This window comes from Kosakonia cowanii JCM 10956 = DSM 18146, assembly GCF_001975225.1.
GTDB classification, from domain to species: Bacteria; Pseudomonadota; Gammaproteobacteria; order Enterobacterales; family Enterobacteriaceae; genus Kosakonia; species Kosakonia cowanii.
On sequence record NZ_CP019445.1, the window covers coordinates 3,625,703 to 3,642,480 of the forward strand.

The 16,778-nt window shown below is 53.2% G+C and carries 29 protein-coding genes, 2 tRNA genes and 1 pseudogene; 8 read left to right on the forward strand and 24 right to left on the reverse strand.

What is annotated here, in order from left to right; translation table 11 throughout:
* The 24 genes and pseudogenes from BWI95_RS17065 to BWI95_RS17170 form a co-directional block, all read right to left on the reverse strand.
* Window positions 1-230, reverse strand: a pseudogene (locus tag BWI95_RS17065) (hypothetical protein).
* A gap of 57 nt (window positions 231-287) precedes the next feature.
* Entirely contained in the window at window positions 288-587 is a 300-nt protein-coding gene (locus BWI95_RS23940; RefSeq protein WP_332308569.1) for a Rha family transcriptional regulator, read from the reverse strand.
* Between the two features lie 995 nt (window positions 588-1,582).
* Entirely contained in the window at window positions 1,583-1,867 is a 285-nt protein-coding gene (gene lysC, locus BWI95_RS24130) for an Rz1-like lysis system protein LysC (RefSeq protein WP_462977603.1), read from the reverse strand.
* The gene (locus BWI95_RS17080; RefSeq protein WP_076769907.1) at window positions 1,764-2,216 is read right to left on the reverse strand and encodes an Rz lytic protein; all 453 of its coding nucleotides are present in this window, start codon (window positions 2,214-2,216) and stop codon (window positions 1,764-1,766) included. The genes lysC and BWI95_RS17080 overlap by 104 nt, the downstream gene beginning before the upstream one ends.
* On the reverse strand, window positions 2,213-2,650 hold the full coding sequence (locus tag BWI95_RS17085) for a lysozyme (protein WP_054803787.1): 438 nt from the start codon (window positions 2,648-2,650) through the stop codon (window positions 2,213-2,215). The genes BWI95_RS17080 and BWI95_RS17085 overlap by 4 nt, the downstream gene beginning before the upstream one ends.
* The gene (locus BWI95_RS17090) at window positions 2,634-2,993 is read right to left on the reverse strand and encodes a phage holin, lambda family (RefSeq protein ID WP_232374387.1); all 360 of its coding nucleotides are present in this window, start codon (window positions 2,991-2,993) and stop codon (window positions 2,634-2,636) included. Before BWI95_RS17090 ends, BWI95_RS17085 begins: the two co-directional genes overlap by 17 nt.
* 289 nt (window positions 2,994-3,282) lie before the next feature.
* Window positions 3,283-3,353 (reverse strand) — tRNA-Trp (locus tag BWI95_RS23370).
* 5 nt (window positions 3,354-3,358) lie between these two features.
* A tRNA-Met gene (locus tag BWI95_RS17095) sits at window positions 3,359-3,436 on the reverse strand.
* Between the two features lie 97 nt (window positions 3,437-3,533).
* Complete coding sequence (locus BWI95_RS17100) at window positions 3,534-4,034, reverse strand: antiterminator Q family protein (protein ID WP_076769908.1); 501 nt, start codon at window positions 4,032-4,034, stop codon at window positions 3,534-3,536.
* Window positions 4,031-4,198, reverse strand: a complete 168-nt coding sequence (locus BWI95_RS23375) for a hypothetical protein (protein ID WP_156884922.1) — start codon at window positions 4,196-4,198, stop codon at window positions 4,031-4,033. Before BWI95_RS23375 ends, BWI95_RS17100 begins: the two co-directional genes overlap by 4 nt.
* Window positions 4,195-4,560 (reverse strand): crossover junction endodeoxyribonuclease RusA, encoded by a 366-nt coding sequence (gene rusA, locus BWI95_RS17105; protein WP_054803789.1) that lies wholly within the window; start codon window positions 4,558-4,560, stop codon window positions 4,195-4,197. The genes BWI95_RS23375 and rusA overlap by 4 nt, the downstream gene beginning before the upstream one ends.
* Complete coding sequence (locus BWI95_RS17110) at window positions 4,557-4,847, reverse strand: DUF1364 domain-containing protein (protein ID WP_054803790.1); 291 nt, start codon at window positions 4,845-4,847, stop codon at window positions 4,557-4,559. Before BWI95_RS17110 ends, rusA begins: the two co-directional genes overlap by 4 nt.
* The gene (locus tag BWI95_RS17115; RefSeq protein ID WP_076769909.1) at window positions 4,840-5,007 is read right to left on the reverse strand and encodes a NinE family protein; all 168 of its coding nucleotides are present in this window, start codon (window positions 5,005-5,007) and stop codon (window positions 4,840-4,842) included. The genes BWI95_RS17110 and BWI95_RS17115 overlap by 8 nt, the downstream gene beginning before the upstream one ends.
* Complete coding sequence (locus tag BWI95_RS17120) at window positions 5,007-5,462, reverse strand: YbcN family protein (RefSeq protein WP_076769910.1); 456 nt, start codon at window positions 5,460-5,462, stop codon at window positions 5,007-5,009. Before BWI95_RS17120 ends, BWI95_RS17115 begins: the two co-directional genes overlap by 1 nt.
* A gap of 212 nt (window positions 5,463-5,674) precedes the next feature.
* Window positions 5,675-5,956 (reverse strand): ASCH domain-containing protein, encoded by a 282-nt coding sequence (locus BWI95_RS17125; protein WP_054803791.1) that lies wholly within the window; start codon window positions 5,954-5,956, stop codon window positions 5,675-5,677.
* Between the two features lies 1 nt (window position 5,957).
* Window positions 5,958-6,731 (reverse strand): hypothetical protein, encoded by a 774-nt coding sequence (locus BWI95_RS17130; RefSeq protein WP_076769911.1) that lies wholly within the window; start codon window positions 6,729-6,731, stop codon window positions 5,958-5,960.
* The gene (locus BWI95_RS17135; RefSeq protein WP_054803793.1) at window positions 6,731-6,934 is read right to left on the reverse strand and encodes a hypothetical protein; all 204 of its coding nucleotides are present in this window, start codon (window positions 6,932-6,934) and stop codon (window positions 6,731-6,733) included. Before BWI95_RS17135 ends, BWI95_RS17130 begins: the two co-directional genes overlap by 1 nt.
* Before the next feature lie 2 nt (window positions 6,935-6,936).
* A complete protein-coding gene (locus BWI95_RS17140; protein ID WP_076769912.1) occupies window positions 6,937-7,485 on the reverse strand; it encodes a hypothetical protein in 549 nt (182 codons plus the stop codon).
* Window positions 7,482-7,775: a hypothetical protein gene (locus BWI95_RS17145; protein ID WP_054803796.1), complete on the reverse strand. Its 294-nt coding sequence runs from the start codon at window positions 7,773-7,775 to the stop codon at window positions 7,482-7,484. The genes BWI95_RS17140 and BWI95_RS17145 overlap by 4 nt, the downstream gene beginning before the upstream one ends.
* Window positions 7,775-9,211 carry a DnaB-like helicase C-terminal domain-containing protein gene (locus BWI95_RS17150; protein ID WP_076769913.1) on the reverse strand — a complete coding sequence of 479 codons (1,437 nt, stop codon included), beginning with the start codon at window positions 9,209-9,211 and terminating at the stop codon, window positions 7,775-7,777. Before BWI95_RS17150 ends, BWI95_RS17145 begins: the two co-directional genes overlap by 1 nt.
* Window positions 9,201-10,097, reverse strand: coding sequence for a DNA replication protein (locus tag BWI95_RS17155; RefSeq protein WP_076769914.1), 897 nt, complete (start codon window positions 10,095-10,097; stop codon window positions 9,201-9,203). The genes BWI95_RS17150 and BWI95_RS17155 overlap by 11 nt, the downstream gene beginning before the upstream one ends.
* A 117-nt stretch (window positions 10,098-10,214) precedes the next feature.
* The gene (locus BWI95_RS17160) at window positions 10,215-11,033 is read right to left on the reverse strand and encodes a ParB/RepB/Spo0J family partition protein (protein WP_054803797.1); all 819 of its coding nucleotides are present in this window, start codon (window positions 11,031-11,033) and stop codon (window positions 10,215-10,217) included.
* Between the two features lie 85 nt (window positions 11,034-11,118).
* Window positions 11,119-11,340, reverse strand: coding sequence for a CII family transcriptional regulator (locus BWI95_RS17165; protein ID WP_054803813.1), 222 nt, complete (start codon window positions 11,338-11,340; stop codon window positions 11,119-11,121).
* 39 nt (window positions 11,341-11,379) lie between these two features.
* Window positions 11,380-11,607, reverse strand: a complete 228-nt coding sequence (locus BWI95_RS17170; RefSeq protein ID WP_054803798.1) for a helix-turn-helix domain-containing protein — start codon at window positions 11,605-11,607, stop codon at window positions 11,380-11,382.
* A gap of 111 nt (window positions 11,608-11,718) precedes the next feature.
* Here BWI95_RS17170 and BWI95_RS17175 point away from each other — a divergent pair, with 111 nt between their 5' ends.
* The 8 genes from BWI95_RS17175 to BWI95_RS17200 all read left to right on the forward strand — a co-directional run bounded on the left by BWI95_RS17175 (window position 11,719) and on the right by BWI95_RS17200 (window position 16,593).
* Window positions 11,719-12,423: an XRE family transcriptional regulator gene (locus BWI95_RS17175; RefSeq protein WP_076770330.1), complete on the forward strand. Its 705-nt coding sequence runs from the start codon at window positions 11,719-11,721 to the stop codon at window positions 12,421-12,423.
* Between the two features lie 569 nt (window positions 12,424-12,992).
* A complete protein-coding gene (locus BWI95_RS23380; protein ID WP_156884923.1) occupies window positions 12,993-13,199 on the forward strand; it encodes a hypothetical protein in 207 nt (68 codons plus the stop codon).
* A gap of 142 nt (window positions 13,200-13,341) precedes the next feature.
* Window positions 13,342-13,509 (forward strand): hypothetical protein, encoded by a 168-nt coding sequence (locus BWI95_RS23550; protein ID WP_167552471.1) that lies wholly within the window; start codon window positions 13,342-13,344, stop codon window positions 13,507-13,509.
* Window positions 13,506-13,715 (forward strand): cell division protein FtsZ, encoded by a 210-nt coding sequence (locus BWI95_RS17180; protein WP_054803801.1) that lies wholly within the window; start codon window positions 13,506-13,508, stop codon window positions 13,713-13,715. Before BWI95_RS23550 ends, BWI95_RS17180 begins: the two co-directional genes overlap by 4 nt.
* Window positions 13,716-13,785: 70 nt before the next feature.
* The gene (locus BWI95_RS17185) at window positions 13,786-14,898 is read left to right on the forward strand and encodes a coiled-coil domain-containing protein (RefSeq protein WP_054803802.1); all 1,113 of its coding nucleotides are present in this window, start codon (window positions 13,786-13,788) and stop codon (window positions 14,896-14,898) included.
* Between the two features lie 7 nt (window positions 14,899-14,905).
* On the forward strand, window positions 14,906-15,190 hold the full coding sequence (gene gamL / locus BWI95_RS17190) for a host nuclease inhibitor GamL (protein ID WP_054803803.1): 285 nt from the start codon (window positions 14,906-14,908) through the stop codon (window positions 15,188-15,190).
* Window positions 15,191-15,199: 9 nt separating this feature from the next.
* Window positions 15,200-16,114 carry a recombinase RecT gene (locus tag BWI95_RS17195; protein WP_054803804.1) on the forward strand — a complete coding sequence of 305 codons (915 nt, stop codon included), beginning with the start codon at window positions 15,200-15,202 and terminating at the stop codon, window positions 16,112-16,114.
* On the forward strand, window positions 16,111-16,593 hold the full coding sequence (locus BWI95_RS17200) for a siphovirus Gp157 family protein (RefSeq protein ID WP_054803805.1): 483 nt from the start codon (window positions 16,111-16,113) through the stop codon (window positions 16,591-16,593). The genes BWI95_RS17195 and BWI95_RS17200 overlap by 4 nt, the downstream gene beginning before the upstream one ends.
* Window positions 16,594-16,778: the final 185 nt, after the last annotated feature.

A 16,778-nucleotide genomic window follows, 5' to 3' on the forward strand; every position in this document is an offset into this window, starting at 1 on the left:
TTACTCCGTTTTTTCTTCTGTGGTGCTTTCTTCTGGTGCGGCCTGCTCAGACTCTTCGACTACAGGTGTGAACCGGAAGCGCTTAACGTCTCCTGGAGCGAAGTAAAGCCACTCCCCGCTTTCCTGCGCCAGAGCAACAAAGCCGTTAGCTCAGGCTGACGGCGCGTCATCTTACCGGCGTACTCTTCGCCATCCTGAGTGGTGATGGTGATTTCGTAGATGTCGGACATTTACCTGCCCTCTGTTGGTCATTATCGAAGCCCCTCGTTGAAGGACTTCTGTAATGGTCACTTTGGAAGTCCTGGGATGGTGATTTGCCCGTGCTGGTCGATTCGCTCAATTCTCTCCAGCAACTGCGGTTTTTTTACCCTTCCCCAGCGGTTCAACAATCGGCCCGACATGCTCGCCACATCTTTCTCTTTCATAAGCTCCAGCATGGCTGCGTTTCGTTCCGCCTCAAGGTTAGCGACGCCCTGTCGGATCATGTCTGTCATCCAGTTGAAGGCCGCGATATATGCCTCTTTAAATGCCATTGCAGCCTTGCCGGTAAAGCTGAATACCAGCATCGTCCATCCATCTCTGGTCATCTGGTAGAAGGGTTGGGCTTTCCGTTCTGTAACATTTACGCTTCTGCAAGAACCTGCAAGTTGAGCACTGGCTGATAACGCTTCGTGTTTTTCGAAGGACCTCTTTGTGATCCTTGCCAAACGCCAAGGCTACTTTGAAAGTGTCAGTCGACGACTCCGCGCCGGTCAGGAATACAAGCTCACGGAAGTCCAGGCCATTCACTACAGTTGGATATGTCATAGCGTTTACCTTTCTTTGAAATGAACCTTTGCCGCAATGGAAATCAGCCCGTCGAGGCTCGCCAGCACTAACTGACTTCCTCAAAGGCTCATTTCAAAGGGTTGGGTTCGACGTTTCTGGATGCGCATTGCGGTGCGCGGTCAAATGCATATAAAAAAGCCCCGCTATTGCGAGGCTGTAAGAATTTGCTACGTTTAAAGTCCAGTGGAGAGACTGTGTAGGAACCTCATGGATGAGGATCTATTTCTCTGTCTGCTTATCATTCTTCGCGATTGTTGTTCCCTTGAACTGCATGTCTGCTTATCCCATTCTTCGCGAATTTGGTTGGGTTGTCCGAACCTTGAACTGCCATGATTACCTCGCTTAAACATTGTGTGACGATATATTCCTGCAAAAACCCACCAGTGTGATCTGCGAGGGTTTCCGCTTTAACAATCCCAGGATTACTCCTAATGCTTACCGCTTACGCTTGTTGTTTGGGAATTGTGTGCAAAGGTTAAATCTCCTCACTGTGGCTCCTACCCACACTAGGGGAAGCTCAGGGATGAGCACGTCGTAGCAAAGAAACTATCTCTTCAAATCAAGCATGCAGTATTGCAGCCCTCACCTGGAGGGCTTTTTTTTGCGCAAATAAACAGCCAAACCATTACAGATCAAAAAAGTAAATAAGAAAACCACTGATTTGACTTAGGTTATATATCTATTTATCCACTTTGCTCTATGCTTCGCTTGTTATACGTAACGAGCGACCGTTTTGGTCTCCCTTCCGAAGTGGTCATCGGATTTCATTTCGCGGAGGGGACATTTTTTCCAGACCATCAGCAATATGCTGTCTGTTCTCTTCAATCTGCCGGATGGCAGCGCGATCGATATTACACTGCCCCACCAGCCCGTATAGCTGCGCACTGAGCTGAACGCTGTCACCGAACGTCATTCCGTCCGGCGGCTCAGGTGCATCAATGCGGGAGGTCAGCTCTGCCGGCAGGCTGATTTGCGGCTGGCTTATTGTCCGGTACTCCACCAGCGGCTTTTGCTGCGGCGCGCAGCCGGTCAGCAGCATTGTCAGGCACGCGAGACTGGGCACACTTATCAGCTTCAAGGTATTGCTTGATTTCATTCTGTAGCTTCCGGTTCTGCTGTGCGGTTACAGCGCGCTGTTCAGTGACCTGAGACATTACCTGGTTCTGCTGCCTGACGGCGGTAACCAGTTCTCCCACGCTGGCGGCCAGGCCGTCATTTTTTGACCGCAGATCGTTAATCTGGTCGTCTTTGCTGTTCGCCAGCTTTTCCAGCCGCTCATTAGTGGCTGTTAACTGGGCGTTACGGGCATTCAGTCCCCACAGCGCCACACAAATCAGGCCGATAACGATGATGTGCGAATAGTTCTTTATGAAGTTGATCGGGTTCATGTCAGAAACACCTCTCTTTCACGCTGGCGGCGCGGCAGGAGAATATCCGGATCGTTACCGGCGCGTTTCCACATCAGGAAAGCATCGGCCGCGCCGTGATATTCATGGGCATTAAGCCGCTTAAGGACGGTGGAATCTTCAAAGGCATTTTTGCCGATATTAAAGACCAGGCTGCATAGCGCGTCATACTGATGTTGGGTGAGCGGCACCTTAACGCTGGAGTTAATAGCTTTTTCAACCCAGGCGATATCAGCCAGTAGCAATGCGGTTGATTTCTCTTTGCTGATGGTCAGTGCCGGAGTTATGGTCTGTCCATCCACCGGACCGGTATGACCGACGCCGATCGTCAGAATGCCTTTGGTGTCGCGATACGCTTTCAGGCGCTCGCCTTCTTCGCGCTTAATCAGTGCAATACCGTCAGGACTGATTTTCACTGTTATCTCCCGTTCTGCGGCTGATCCACCCGCGCAGCTTCTCGCTTATGTAGTCATTGCCGACATACCCGATGTAAACCGCAAACACCTGAGCGGCTGTATCGGGGACATTCCAGTTAAGAACACCACCGACCACCTGAAGCGTCGGCGCGGCGAAGAATGCCAGCGCGCTGCAAGATACGGCGTCGAGAACACGCTTACTCCATGAAGACTGTGCATAGGCGCTGCGCAGCAAAGAAAACATGCCCGCCACGCCCGCATATCCCCATTCTGTTTTGTGGCTGTATAGCCAGGCGATAAGACTTGCCCAGAAACCAGCGTCTTTGTCCGGCATACGTTTCATCTCCACCTCCGCCTGTATAGGGTCGGTGCTGTGCGTGAGTAAAAGGGTCAGGCTCTCGGGCTGCATTTAACAACGAAGCCATCTGAAGTTGATTCCCGGAGCCTGATAATAAAAAACCCGCACAAGGCGGGAATATGAGGGTGTGGCAATGTCGGCTCTGTGTCCGAAGATACCCTGGCTGGGTTTGGTGTGTGGTGGCGCGCGCCCATCTCACGCTCAACGGCGTCGCTAAACGCAACCATCCGTTATCGGCAGCATTTTTGATGCTATATGTTCTTTCACCACAATCTGGCAGCCCCGGAAGGAGTCGAACCTTCTTCACTCGGTTTTGGAGACCGGCGCTCGCCCGGCGTCGTGGCTAAATTTGGTGGGCCGTGAAGGATTCGAACCTGTCTACCCTTCCCTTATGAGGGGACCGCTCATACCAAATGAGCTTCCGGCCCTGAATGCAAAAAAGCCCCGCACGATGGCGAGGCTTCATTCAAAATTTCATGTCACACACAACAAGGGCAACATATACGATTTATTCTGCTCATTTGTTCATTGAAAAGCAAGCGAGTAATGAACATTTTTTGAGATTTTCTTCGCATTATCGCGAACGATAAACGCATTTTGCATCGGTTGGTATAGGCAAAACAGTGCTGCATTAAGCACCTCTTTAACCTCCCGGCGCACCGTGGAAATGCTTGGCTTCTTATATTGATTACCGCCGCGCGTCTTCATCAGGCGCGGGCAGGCGACTGCATGCTGCCATGTTGCAATGCGGATTTCGCTGGACTGGTACACGTAATAAGCCAGTAGCATTTTGTATGCGTTCTCGTCGACGGCTTTAAGGTGACTGCCGATAACCTGGCTGATCAGCATGCCGTCATCGTCACTGCATACCGGCCGGCTTGTTTGCTGAGGTTCAACCGTAGCCATGAATTTGGCAATCATGTTGATCATGGCTTTATCTATTCGCCCCGTCTGCACCCATGCGCCCCACAACTGGAGCTGCCCATCAATCCAGCGATACTGATCTGTGGTAAGTTCCAGTTTCATGCGGCTGCCCCTTCTTTCTTTTTTGATTGCGCCTTACGGCGCTCACTGTTACGGATGATTGTCTGCGCTGTCTTGTCGCCTGGCTGTCCACGCGGGTGCCGGTACTGGCCATCGGCACGCAGCAGGCTGTCGCGCTCATAGTTATCGAATGACTCTCGGTTCACGCTGCATCCTCCAGCTCGGTTATGGTCAACTCCAGCTTTCCGCCTTTAAGCAGTGGCATTTTCAGAACGCGATAATCGATAACCTGTGAGTCATCCATCCAGAATCCGGCCTTGGTCAGAGCATCGAAAGCAGCTTTCTGAAGGTTATCAAGGTCTCGGCGACGGCAATCAGGCATGTGGCATTCGATGCGCACGCGCAGCTGCGAAGGTGTTCCGATGTCCAACAATGCCGCCTTGATGATCTGCATCACAGCATTCCGGTAAGCGGTTCCTTCAGCACTAATGTGCGTGCGACCTCTGTTGTGCCGGTAGTAGCGGTTATTGCTCGGCGGCCACGGGAGACTGATGCGATATTCATTCATGCTTTAACGAACCCCTCTTTAAGCCAGATAACCTGCGTGCGGGCCATGCCTTCCAGCGCACACTCTTTTGCATACTCCGCATCGACTAAATGGGTGCGGCGATCAATCTCGTCGTGACAGCTGCTGCATGCGATGGTGGCAATCAGGTCAGGCGGTTTGATTCCGGTACCGCACAGTCCAGCCAGGCGGATATGCGCCAAAACAGACGTTTCAGAATTGCCATTGCAGACACCGGGGATTCGCACCTGGCATTCACGGCCTCGCGCGGCTTTGCGTAAATCAGGCATGCTTCCTCCTCGCTGCCAGGCGCAGCCACTTCTGATCGACGAGACGGGCGGTGTAGCCCTTCAGGGTTGGGATTTCGGAAGGTGCCGGAGTAGTCTTACGGCGGCGCGCTGGCATGCGGAAGATTGCGCGCTCAATGACTTTAGCGAGGGGACTGTGCATCACGCCTCCTGCTTATCGCGCAACTGCTGGAACTCGCAGCCGGTCGGGATAGTCACTGCCAGACCAAATTGGGCGCACCAGGCTTCGACCTTGCACATAAAGATATGCATCTCACCGGTATCGAGGCGGGAAGTGTGGCGTGGTTCCCAAGTGGTCTCTTTGGTGCCGGTAATGAAGTCCGTATAGGTTACCTCTTCGCAGCCGAGGTAAGTCTTTTTGAGGTTGCGCTTAACCCATTCCGGCGTTGCGTCGGTGCGCCCGGAGTTAATCAGGTATTCGCTGATTTCACCCATCCACATATGAAAAAGTGCGTTCTGAGAGAGGCTGCGCTTCTCGCGCCACGGTTTGACCTGAAGGCGGAAGCACTGGCCAGCATCCAGCAGCGGCTGAATCTGCTGACCGATGGCAGCGAAGTTGCCTCGATGAAGTTTGATGCCGTCTGATGGCAGGTTCATACGGCCCCCTTAACGGAAACCGCAGAATGCAGAAAATCGCAGGTGCATTTCTGCATCTGTGACAAGGTGATTTGCTCGTTGTGTGTGCGCATAAACGTCCCCGTTTAGCGCAAAGGTACCGCCGGGGCTCAATCCGGCGGCATTGATATTATGGCGGGTTGATAATGCTAAATCAATGTTGCTTGACGTTTAGTTTCACGGCGTCGAATGGGTTAGGCATCGATATTCACCTTTATCGCAAATACTTTTACCGGCTCGGGCCCGAAGTGCGGGTGCGTAATGGTCTTTACTTCAAAGCCGTCATACGGCACTACAATTCGGCGGCTGGCATCATCTTTCCGTGGATAGCCGCGCGTGATGATCAGCGTGTCATACCATCGATTAAAGATGCGATTACCCCAGTACGGATTCACCAGGCGATACTCCTCGGTTTTCTCCCCGCGCTTCATGGCGTCGAAGTACTCACCTTTGACTGCAAGCTGTAAAGTAGCCACCTCACCCCTCCTGCTCAGGCGCTGCCGGGTATGCGCTACCGACTTGCCCGGGCTCATTACTACCGCTGCAAGCGTTGCGGTGGTCATTAGCGTGCGGGCATCGCTTATTGCCACAATCCGGGCAAACGACAAAGCGCATGTCGGTAATACCCACGGGACGACATGTGCGGCACCAGCATTTCTCATGTGACTTGGTTGACGTTTCCGAGTTTTCACGAAAATTGTTGGTTGACGAATTTTCATTTTCCCGAAAACTGCCAAACACAGGCGCTGCCGCCAGTCGACGAATGATGTTTTTTACGCTCTCAATGCGTTCATCATCGTCACAGTCGACAGTGTCAATTCTGTCGAGCATGACCAGAGCGTCGTTAGCATCAGCGTTTGCAGTCCACCCATCCGGCACCGTAGCCGCCGTTACAGGCCCGGTTTTGAGCATGGCGGCGCGGCAGGCGTTCCAGCCCATGCCAAATAGGTGGTTTTTGGTTTTGCCATCTTTGACGGCAACCTTAACCCCACCAGCCTGTGTGAAAATGCGGAATTCTCCAACATCAGGCACAGCCACAGGCGCTGGCGGTGCGGCGTAAAGCTTCTCACCAACGGCAGGTTTGCGTGATACCCCGTCGTCGGCGTACCAGCAGACTCCGATATTATCCACCTTCGCCACCGGCTCTCTGTCGATTCCCGCCAGCAGCATGCGGGCAAGCGCCCGTTCAGTGTGCGTTTCACCGTTGAATGCCAGAACCTCAAGTTCATCGCGGTTAAATTGCCCTGTCATTATCGAGTCCTCAGTTGCAGGCCTTCAGAAGAATTAAGCTTGCGCAAAACGTGATATTCACAGTCGTCAAGCTCGATAATTTTGCAGCCATCCATATTGGCTTCGCGGATAACGTCTGCCGCTATCGTAGGCTGGTCATGTAATTCGCAAATCAGATAAGCGGCGTAGAAAACTCCACGCTCGAATTCAGTCATTTTCGACATACCTACTCCCCCACTTCCAGTTTGATGCCAGCGGCGGCAAGGCTCTTAGTAACCTCGTCGATACATGAATTCCAGCTATGCGCAGCAAAAGGCAAATTTGAAGAATCAACCTTTGGCGGCAACTTAACGCTCACCGTCCGCGCTTCCAGCTCATCGATGCGCTGGCGAAGTACGCTGATTTTTTCGCGAAGGTCTACTGGCGCCACGTTGTCAGCATCTTTACCGAAGCCTAATGCATCTCGCACCGCCCTTGATTCACAGCGACGCTGGTCAGCCTCCCCTGGCGACATGGAGTAACGTGACAGTTGATGCCGGTAATCAGCAATACGCTTCTTGTCGGCGTCACGCTCTGCCAGCAGGGCGCGCAACGCATCAGCGGCATGCTGGCACTGCTCAACAAGGCTAACCGTGCAACCAGTGTCCATGCCGTCCAAGTCAAAGCGCAGATCTACGGCATCGCCATCAATATCGTCAGGCTCAAAACCGGAGATATTTTCCAGAATATTGGCGCATTGCTCAGCCTGCATCGCCAGCTCGTCGTTGTTAGTCATGCCTGTGTTCTCCCGTAAACCGCCAGTACCCGCTTCATTGCCTCGCTGTTGCGACACTCCTGAAAAATCCGGTTGGTGCTTCTGCGTCCCTCTTTCTCATCCTCGGTGACCATGCGGTAATACACGGTGCGCCAGACCTTACCGTCGACTACCAGAAGCCCCTTTCGCGCCAGATCGCTTGCTGCCTGGTTGATGCCGGTATGCGATACACCGCTGAAGGCAGACACATCAGCCGAGCAGAACGTCTTATGGGTTTTCAGGTATTCAAAAATCGCTTCTTTGCCTGTCATCAGAATCCACCTTTCTTCGTTGCTGGCTTCTCTTCCCGGCTGCGCGCGGTCATACGGGCCGCATCCTGATCGCAGTCATAAATAGCGCCATTGATTTGGTTGCAGTAAACGGTTCCGGTCTTACCGTGACGGTTCAATCGCAGGAGTAACTCCGTTTCGCCTGCCGGCACCGAGTCATCAAATGCACCTTCACGGTGAACGCCAACCCAGTAGTCGCAGTCCTGCTCAATCTGTCCGGTGTCGCGGGAATCGCTGGGTAGAGGTCGCTTGTTGGCTCTTTTCTCCAGTTCGCGGTTAAGCTGTGTCAGCAGCACAACCACGCAACCAAGCTCCTTAGCCAGATTCTTGAGCCCTTTGGTGATCATCCCGAAGGCCAGGTCGTTTCGCTCCGCGCGCTCGGCGGTCATCAGTGTGAGGTAGTCAACCAGCACCATTCCCACAACACCCTTTTCTCGCTTGATTCGGCGGCACTCGGTGACGATCTGCGCCAGCGACAGGCCGGGTGTGTCGTCGATGTAGAGCATGTCGATCTCACGCAACCTGTTGGCAGTTGCTATCGCCCGCTGGAAATCAGCGTCGTAATCACCCTCGTAACCAGCGTCAGCGTCTTCAGTGGCAGGCATGTAGAAAATGCTGGGGTTAACGCCGGATTTCTGCCCGACCAGCTTCTCCAGAATCTGATCTCCAGGCATCTCCAGGCTGAACATCAGTGCGGGCTTGTTCTCACGAACGGCACAGTTGATCGCCATCTGGCTGTAAAGCGTGGTTTTACCCATCTTTGGTCGCGCGCCGATGACAAACAGGGAGCCTTTGACGAGGCCTTTTGGTGCCAGCATGCGATCCAGTGACGGAATACCTGAGCTGAGTCCGCGCTGCTCACCTGACGGGTCGAAGCGTTTTTCCAGATCTGATACCCAGCCATCCATCACATCACCGAATGAGCGAAGCCCGCGGCGGCTGCCGGTTTTAGAGTGATCGGCAAGCTGGGTGAAAATTGCCTGAATGGCCTCGTACTTCTGCGTTGCGTTCATGCCGTTGCGGGCGTAGAGCAACTCAGTGGCTTCGGTCATGCGCTGAATGCCGTAACGCTCCATGGCAGCCTCACGAACAGACATGGCATAGGCGACGATGTTTGCTGCGCTCGGTGTGTTCTTGGCGATATCAGCCAGGTAGGCAAACCCGCCAACCTGCGCCGTCAGGCCTTTGCTTTCCAGTACGTCGAAGAGCGTCAGGCCATCTACCGGCTTGCTGTCGCGGAACATCTCGCGCATTTCTGCAAACAGCACCTGGTGAGCGCGGAGGTAGAACGATTCCGGCTTCAGGATGGAAAGCACCTTCTGCACTCGCTCGCTGCTGTCGTCGTCCAACAGGAGGCCACCGATGACGCTCTGCTCTGCTTCGAGGTTGTGAGGTACGGTCATGATTTCAGAGATCATCACAGGCCCCCTCGCGCGTCTTCACGTAAACGTCAACGTTCAGGAAGTATTCAAGCGACTTGCGGCGCCATGTGCGGCCGGTGCGGTTGTCCGGGCGGTTCTCCAGCATCCATCGGCAGTTGGTGGCGATGTAGTTCAGGTACGCTTCCCAGTCTGCCAGGGTGAACCCTGCGCCGCCGAGCTGGCGGTTCGCTGCTCCGGCTTTTTTCCAGAAGCTGCGGATCAGATTGCGACGCTTGTCAGTCAGGACTCGTATGCCCTGGGCTTCAGGCAGTACACGGTGATAAACCTCGACCACCTGCTCACAGCTGAGAGACGATTTTTTCTTGTCCTGATTTTCTGTCGCTGATGCACTCTCTCTTACGTTAGTAAGAGAGATATTAATAACTTCTTTATCTGTGGTAATTTGCTGGTAATCTGCTGGTACACTCTTCGCTACAGGCTGCGCCACTTCTGGCTTTGCGCTGGTAATCTGCTGGTAATCTGCTGGTACAGAATTTGACTGATAATCGTCATATTTCACGATGGTAAAAACTGAGAATTTACCGTGTGAAACCCAGCTCACCATACCCAGCTTCTGGAACTTTCTGAGCAGGTACTGAACACGATCTGCTTTCAGTCCGGTCTCAAATGCCAGTGCGTTTCGACCACTGAGCAACTGCCCGCGGTTAACCAGCATTTCGCCGATATCAGTGAGAACTGACTCAGGAGCATGCTTGGCTTTAAGGATGAGATGCACCCACAAGTGTGACGCCTCCGCGTCCTTGTAGAACGGGACATCCATGATTTTACGGTGCAGCAAGGCAAACCCCTTACCGCCTTCTGTACGCGGTTGATGGAGCCTTCTGGCCTCTCTGGCTTCGGCTAAGTTAGATACGTTACCCACGGCCAGCCTCCTTGCGTTTGTGTTCTTCCAGGATGGCGCGCAGCCTGGCGATCACTACAGGACTCACCGTCTTGGCGAATCTGGCCCGGATAATATTTTTATGTTCGTTTGGTGTGTTCACGCTTCCTCCCAGCCACTGTCACGCAGCAGATCTTTTTGCTCACCGATGATTGCCATAACCTCTTCAAGCGCCGTAGCGGGCACTGTGAGGCGGTTATTTTCGATTTCTGCATCTGCCAGCAGCTCGGCGAGGCGACGGGCACGCGCCGGGGATAACTGAGGAAGGGCAGCGCTACGGGTGAGCTTGTTCTTACCGGCGGCTTTGGCCTTGTCCAGCTGACGGGTTGCCACAGTGGCCGCCTGAGCGCCGTGCTCTCGGGTCAGCGCAACGGCCGTGGTAGCCGAGACATCACCGGACTTCACCATATCGATTAGCTCATCGCCGCACGACAGCAGCTGGAGGTGGTGATCGATATCGCCGACAGAGCGCTTGACCATCTTTGCGATTTCATTCGGCGTGCGGCCCTGATTCACCAGTCGCTGATATGCCGCCGCGCGCTCCAGCGGAGACAGCGCTTTTCCCTGGCTGCTGGTAATCATGAAGGCGATGCGATCGGCTTCGGAACCGATAAAGTCTTTGCACTCGATGCGCGCAACTTCAGTGCCCGCGGCAGTGGCAGCCAGCGCACCGTAATAGCGGTGGTGACCGTCGATGATTTTGACGCCCTGCTCTGTCACCTGAACGGCCAGCGGCGGCACAAACTCACCAGCGATAAACGCATCGCGAAACTCTTCGACATGCTGCTCATCAATTTCACGGACGTTAAAGCCCGGCTCAACGTAGATTTCTGACAGTGGGACAAGAAACGTCTTTTTCACCGTGGTTTCGGTGCCGTTCTTGTCTTTTTGCTTGTAAAGCTGGGATAGTGAACTCATAATTATTCCTGTGAATTGATCCAGTTAATTCGCTTAGAAGGCCGTTGGTGTTAGCGCACCGCGGCTTTCGCCATTTTTGTAACTCTCATGCCTCGAAATCCCCTTTTACCCCTTCACGGTTCGAAATCAGGATTGCCAGCAAAAGCGACATGTTCGGCACCAGGTTCTCCCGCCACCGACTCACGGTCGATTTGTTGACGCCAAGCAGCTCTGCGATGCGAGTCGCGCCAAGTTCTGCGATCTGGCTGTGTAACCAGCTCTCTATCCGCCGCGCCTCCGCTTTGTTGCGTGTTGTTGAACTTTCCATTTGCGATAATTCCTGTTTGTAATTGAGTAGAGCCGCCACTCAGGCGGCTGTGTTATTCGACCCGAGCAGTTGGGCGAGATCTGGACGGATATCCGCTGGTTTGAGCTTGCCGTTTGTTGCGGTGACAATCTTCATTACGTAGCGGGCATCAATGCCGCCACCGTGCAACCATCGCCATACCGTTGGCTGAGCCACGCCGCAAAGGTCGGCTAATTTCTTCTGGCTTCCAGCAATATCAATTGCGCGCTGGATAGTTTTGTTCGTCATATTCCAATTCCTATGAGTATTGGTGTGAACTGATAATAGCAATGCGTATTGTATTACGCAATAGCTAAACGTGTTTTGACCGCCAATACGCAAGCGTATAAATTTAAACTCATGAAAAAAGAAACTCTTGCAGAACGCCTGAATAAGGCGATGGATCTATCTGGTATGTCTCAGGGCGCTTTAGCTAAAGCGTCTGGCGTTGCTCAGCCAACTATCTGGAGGCTGACAAGTGGCAACGCTCGAGGCTCAACTAAAATTGTTGAGATCGCCAATGCGCTTGGCGTTCGCTCTGAGTGGCTTTCAACCGGAGTTGGCCCAATGCGTGACGATGGTCAAGCACCGGTAATTTATCAGCAAAAAACAGAGCCAGGGCCTACTGACACGTTCCGCATTGAAGCGCTAGACTTTTACGTAAGCGCTGGGCCTGGGGCCATCAACAGCGAATTTGTAGAGGTGCTTAGATCCGTGGAATATTCAGTCGAAGACGCTCGCGGGATGTTCAATGGCAGGAAGGCTGAGCAGATCAGAATTATCAATGTTCGCGGCGACAGCATGTCCGGCACCATTGAGCCGGGCGACCTACTCTTCGTCGATATCAGTGTTCAGCACTTTGATGGTGATGGGATCTACGCCTTCATCTACGACGACACATCCCACGTGAAACGCCTGCAGAAAATGAAGGATAAGCTGTTGGTCATCTCAGACAACCAGACCTATCGCCCGTGGGAGCCGATCGAAAAAGAAGAAATGAACCGGATACTCGTGTTTGGCAAGGTGATTGGCAGCATGCCTCAGACATACAGAAAACACGGCTAACACACCCATCTAAGAATCAAGCCCAGCCATAGTGCTGGGTTTTTTATTGCCTACCGACAAGACTCTCACCACCGCAATACCCACCTCAGTGAAAACACGATCCAAATCTCAATCACTAGAAAAAATATCAAATTAAATACCTTTAGATATCAACCTATTAATAGCAAATGCTATTAATTAATATCAATACGTATTGCTATGAACAATACTCATGGCTATTATCAACCCATCGCGACAACACAGCGATGCGGCCATCGGAAGTTAAGCCGCGGCAGACATGAGTCAGCCTGCACATTAACAACTTATTCATTGCACCTGATGTTGAGCGAAGAGATTCGCATAACTCAGTTCCCCGCTATCTCCAGACCTTAAGGGGTCATGGCATACCGGGCGCGCGGCGGACAATGTCGGGTGCACAAAACTGGAATGTTTTGGGCTGGCAGACGGCTATCAGCTAGTTGGTGAGGCAATGGCTCAACAAGGCGACGACGGTCTTCCCTGCTTCATTGTTGGGAGCCAGCACCAAAGCATTTCTCCCGCATCAGCGGGTAACTACAGAGGGTAAGAAAATGACATATCAAGAAGCACGGACAAGTGTGATTGCTGCCCAGGTTGAGGTTGTAAGACTTAATGATCGCCTGTGCAACATGCATCGACACTGGATTGATAACGGACTCTGCGATTCAGTGGCTTCATTAATTAAGCAGCATGAAGCTGCTGTTGAAAAATGGAATGAAGCGAAGTTCGTTATGAACTCACTTTCTCCGCAGCAATAGACCCGCTCCGGCGGGTTTTTACTGGATACCCAAGCGCCCTTACGAGGGAATTTAGTTATCCAAAACACAGGCGGCTATCCACCGCCTTTTTTTATGCGCAAAGGTTAATAGCTCTGACGCCGGGAAAGTCCGGGAGGAAATTATGCAGCAAATCGTCACTCACAAAGGCAAGCAGTACTCAGTACGCAAGCTTGCCGATGGTCAAACATGGCGCCTGTCTGAAGTTGGTTGCCCGCGTAACAGCTTTCCAATGAGCCGCAAGCACATGATTCTTGCTGGCTTCGTTCATGTAGAGGGGGTCAAGCGATGATCGCGCATTACGGTACCACCCCACTCATCCGCCAGTGTCTTAAGCCTGGCATGATGGCGATATTCGGCGGCCGCACGTACCGCGTCTCTGCGGTCATTCACCAGCGCTGCTGGGTTTATCTGCACACCGACGCTGAAGTCCTCCGCATTAACGACTGCGTTATCGACGTGCTGCTCGACGGTCGCGGCGAACCGCTGATCCACTGATTCCCCTTTATCAACCGACTGGCTGGCTTCACGCAGCCGGGCGACGCACACAAAAATTTCTGGAGATGCCATGAGCGAAGTAACGGATTTAGTCGTCATTGAAAAGCAGAACGCGATGGCCGTGTTCACCACAAAGGAGCAACTGGAGCCGCTTCTTGAAAGGATTGAAGCCGAGGCTCGCAGTCATGTACCGGACGTGTCGACTCTCAAGGGGCGTAAAGCCATAGCTTCTATTGCGAACCAGGTAGCGCGATCGAAAACGTACATCGATAACGCCGGTAAAGACCTTGTGGCTGAGCTTAAGGCATTGCCGAAACAGATCGACGAAAGCCGCCGGTTAGTTCGTGAGCGCCTCGACTCACTGAAAGATGAGGTGCGCCGACCTCTCACGGAATGGGAGCAAGCTGAAGAAGAGCGGAAACAGGCGTTAAAGCAGCGTCTGCGTGACCTACTCGCGCTGGCCGAAGTGATTGATGATGGTGGTAACTATCTTTCCTCCAAAGACATTCAAGCGCGTCTCGGAGAAGCTAAAGCGGTAACGCTGGACGATAGCTGGCAGGAACTTGCAGGCGAGGCAGGATTGGCGAAGGACGCCACCTTACAGAAGCTGGAGGCAGCAGTCATCGTTGCTACGCAGCGTGAGCATGAGGTCGCCGAACTGGAGAGACTTCGAAAAGAAGCAGAAGAAAAGGCACAGCGAGAGCGTGATGAGCAACTGCAACGTGAAGCAGCGGAGAAGGCTCAGCGCGAAGCAGAAGCGCGCCATCGTGCAGAGATTGAAGCGGCAGCCCGCCGGGAAGCTGAAGTGAAAGCCCGCGCAGAATCCGCAGAACGCCAGCGCATTGAAGCTGAACAGCGTGCGCAACGTGAAGCCGAAGAGGCACGCCTGCGCGCTGAGCGTGAAAAGCAGGCCGCTATCGCCGCCGAGCAGCGCAAAGCACAGGAAGAAGCCGATCGCATCAAGCGCGAGGCCGAAGCCAAAGAATCTGCCCGCCTGGCTGAAGAGCAACGCATAGCAGACGAAACAGCGAAACGCGAAGCCGACGTTAAGCACCGAAAAACTGTCGGTACCGAAATCGTTAACGCCCTTCTGGCGAATACCTCACTCACCCGCGAACAGGCCATTGAAGTGCTGACGGCACTGAAAGACGGTCTGGTACCGCGCGCAAAAATTCAATACTGAGGTGCCTATGAACGCATTTCTCACCCAGGACCGTATCGAGGCGCGACGCTCGTTCGATCACCAGGCAGAAATTGAACGTGAAAAGTGGGTTGATGACCGGGCGTGTGAAATTATCGCCCTCTTCCCAAAAACACCGGCGCAACTCGTCACTTTCTCTATCCCGCCGGAAAACAAACCTTACGCCGGTCTCAGCCACGATAACGCCACCGAAACCTATAACGACTTTGTGACGGCTGTTGCTTACGCCCAGGCGGATTACGAGTGGGAACACCGTACCGGCTGCCCATTCTAAGGAGGGTTTATGAGCTTCGACCTGATTCAATTCGTTAAACAACAGGAACCGCTGTTTGTCGGCGCACTGACCGACTCCTCACTGACCTGGGCAAAGGAGTGCCAGTTCGCAATTCAGCTTTTCCAGCGTAACCAGAAGCTGGCTGAAACAGCTGTCGCCAACCCAACCAGCGCGCAGAACGCAATCATCAACGTAGCCGCCATTGGTATCAGCCTTAATCCTGCCAGCAAACTGGCTTATCTGGTACCGCGCGACGGCATGGTCTGCCTCGACATCAGCTACATGGGGCTTTTGCACATCGCGCAGTCGGCTGGCGTCATCAAGTGGGGGCAATGCAAGCTTGTGCACGCCAGCGACCAGTATGAAACGCTTGGTCTCGATAAGGCGCCAGCGCACAAATACGCTCCTTTTGCCACGCCTGATGAGCGCGGCCCGGTGATCGGTGGTTATTGCACGGTTAAAACTGCCGACGGTGACTACCTCACTGAAGAGATGAGCTTCGCCGAGATTGAAGAGATCAGGAAGGTGAGCAAGGCCGGTTCATCGGCAAAGGGACCGTGGGTCAACTTCTGGTCTGAAATGGCGAGAAAAACCATCGTCAAGCGCGCCTATAAATACTGGCCGCGCGCTGACCGTCTTGATAATGCCGTGGACGTTCTCAACGAAACCGAAGGGGTTTTCACTGAACCGGTGATGGCTTACACACCTGAAAGTGAAGTGATCCAGTCGGAAGAGAACGCGAAACAGGAGCTGATCAACAGCGTGCACTCCCTTTGCGAAGACATGAAGCAGGCAAAAAACATGCACGCCCTCAAAACCCACTTCCAGGCAGCCTACAAAATGACGGCAGGCACGCATCTTCAGCAGGACGTCCAGGCAGTTTACGCCCAACGCAAAGTTAAACTTGAAGAGGTCACTCAATGACAGCCCTTTACCAAATCGCGAATGATTTCGCCAAGCTGACTGATTCCGGCATGGAACCGGAAATGATCGCCGACACTCTTGATGGCATCGAGTGGGAGCTGGAAGCAAAGGTTGAGCAGATTCTCGCTGTCTGCAAAAACGAAACTGCTTATGCAGAAGCTCTCAAGGAAGAGAGCAAGCGCCTTGCAGAGCGCGCTAAAGCCTCTGAAATCCGCGTGACAAGCATGAAAGATTATGTTGCCAAGTCACTTGAAACAGCCGGTAAAAAGACCCTCAAGGCTGGCATTCATCAGGTAACCGTCCGCGCACCTTCAAAGTCAGTTGAAATCACTGACGCCAGCGCGCTGCCGCCTGAATTCGTCGAGTACGAGACGAACATTAAACCTGACAAGTTGGCAATCAAACACCAAATCGAAGCAGGCGCAGTCATCCCCGGCGCGCAGATCAAGCTTGGGAAACCTTCCTTAATCATCAAATAGCTGCGGGGTGCTCAATGCGATGTGAACGTTGGCAGCCCTTTGAAAACCTTTTTCTGCATGAGGTTGGGGAAAAGATGCCCCTCCCCGAGATAGCAGCGAAGCTTGAGCGATCTGAATCGGCAATCACCCGGCAGGCATCCCGCATCGGTGCTCATCTACTCAGTCGAATGAACGGCAGGCCATGG

Excerpts from the sequence above, each read along its gene's own strand:
- BWI95_RS17090 (WP_232374387.1), bottom strand. The coding sequence starts at position 2,993 with ATGAAACGTATGCCGGACAAAGACGCTGGTTTCTGGGCAAGTCTTATC.
- BWI95_RS17175 (WP_076770330.1), top strand. The coding sequence starts at position 11,719 with ATGAAAAAAGAAACTCTTGCAGAACGCCTGAATAAGGCGATGGATCTA.
- BWI95_RS17130 (WP_076769911.1), bottom strand. The coding sequence starts at position 6,731 with ATGACAGGGCAATTTAACCGCGATGAACTTGAGGTTCTGGCATTCAAC.
- BWI95_RS17140 (WP_076769912.1), bottom strand. The coding sequence starts at position 7,485 with ATGACTAACAACGACGAGCTGGCGATGCAGGCTGAGCAATGCGCCAAT.
- BWI95_RS17100 (WP_076769908.1), bottom strand. The coding sequence starts at position 4,034 with ATGAAACTGGAACTTACCACAGATCAGTATCGCTGGATTGATGGGCAG.
- BWI95_RS17150 (WP_076769913.1), bottom strand. The coding sequence starts at position 9,211 with ATGATCTCTGAAATCATGACCGTACCTCACAACCTCGAAGCAGAGCAG.
- BWI95_RS17170 (WP_054803798.1), bottom strand. The coding sequence starts at position 11,607 with ATGACGAACAAAACTATCCAGCGCGCAATTGATATTGCTGGAAGCCAG.
- rusA (WP_054803789.1), bottom strand. The coding sequence starts at position 4,560 with ATGAATGAATATCGCATCAGTCTCCCGTGGCCGCCGAGCAATAACCGC.
- BWI95_RS17180 (WP_054803801.1), top strand. The coding sequence starts at position 13,506 with ATGATCGCGCATTACGGTACCACCCCACTCATCCGCCAGTGTCTTAAG.
- gamL (WP_054803803.1), top strand. The coding sequence starts at position 14,906 with ATGAACGCATTTCTCACCCAGGACCGTATCGAGGCGCGACGCTCGTTC.
- BWI95_RS17120 (WP_076769910.1), bottom strand. The coding sequence starts at position 5,462 with ATGAACCTGCCATCAGACGGCATCAAACTTCATCGAGGCAACTTCGCT.
- BWI95_RS23550 (WP_167552471.1), top strand. The coding sequence starts at position 13,342 with ATGCAGCAAATCGTCACTCACAAAGGCAAGCAGTACTCAGTACGCAAG.
- BWI95_RS17200 (WP_054803805.1), top strand. The coding sequence starts at position 16,111 with ATGACAGCCCTTTACCAAATCGCGAATGATTTCGCCAAGCTGACTGAT.
- BWI95_RS17135 (WP_054803793.1), bottom strand. The coding sequence starts at position 6,934 with ATGTCGAAAATGACTGAATTCGAGCGTGGAGTTTTCTACGCCGCTTAT.
- BWI95_RS17165 (WP_054803813.1), bottom strand. The coding sequence starts at position 11,340 with ATGGAAAGTTCAACAACACGCAACAAAGCGGAGGCGCGGCGGATAGAG.
- BWI95_RS23940 (WP_332308569.1), bottom strand. The coding sequence starts at position 587 with ATGACCAGAGATGGATGGACGATGCTGGTATTCAGCTTTACCGGCAAG.
- BWI95_RS17115 (WP_076769909.1), bottom strand. The coding sequence starts at position 5,007 with ATGCACAGTCCCCTCGCTAAAGTCATTGAGCGCGCAATCTTCCGCATG.
- BWI95_RS17080 (WP_076769907.1), bottom strand. The coding sequence starts at position 2,216 with ATGAACCCGATCAACTTCATAAAGAACTATTCGCACATCATCGTTATC.
- BWI95_RS17195 (WP_054803804.1), top strand. The coding sequence starts at position 15,200 with ATGAGCTTCGACCTGATTCAATTCGTTAAACAACAGGAACCGCTGTTT.
- BWI95_RS23380 (WP_156884923.1), top strand. The coding sequence starts at position 12,993 with ATGACATATCAAGAAGCACGGACAAGTGTGATTGCTGCCCAGGTTGAG.
- BWI95_RS17110 (WP_054803790.1), bottom strand. The coding sequence starts at position 4,847 with ATGCCTGATTTACGCAAAGCCGCGCGAGGCCGTGAATGCCAGGTGCGA.
- BWI95_RS17185 (WP_054803802.1), top strand. The coding sequence starts at position 13,786 with ATGAGCGAAGTAACGGATTTAGTCGTCATTGAAAAGCAGAACGCGATG.
- BWI95_RS17160 (WP_054803797.1), bottom strand. The coding sequence starts at position 11,033 with ATGAGTTCACTATCCCAGCTTTACAAGCAAAAAGACAAGAACGGCACC.
- BWI95_RS17145 (WP_054803796.1), bottom strand. The coding sequence starts at position 7,775 with ATGACAGGCAAAGAAGCGATTTTTGAATACCTGAAAACCCATAAGACG.
- lysC (WP_462977603.1), bottom strand. The coding sequence starts at position 1,867 with ATGCTGCTGACCGGCTGCGCGCCGCAGCAAAAGCCGCTGGTGGAGTAC.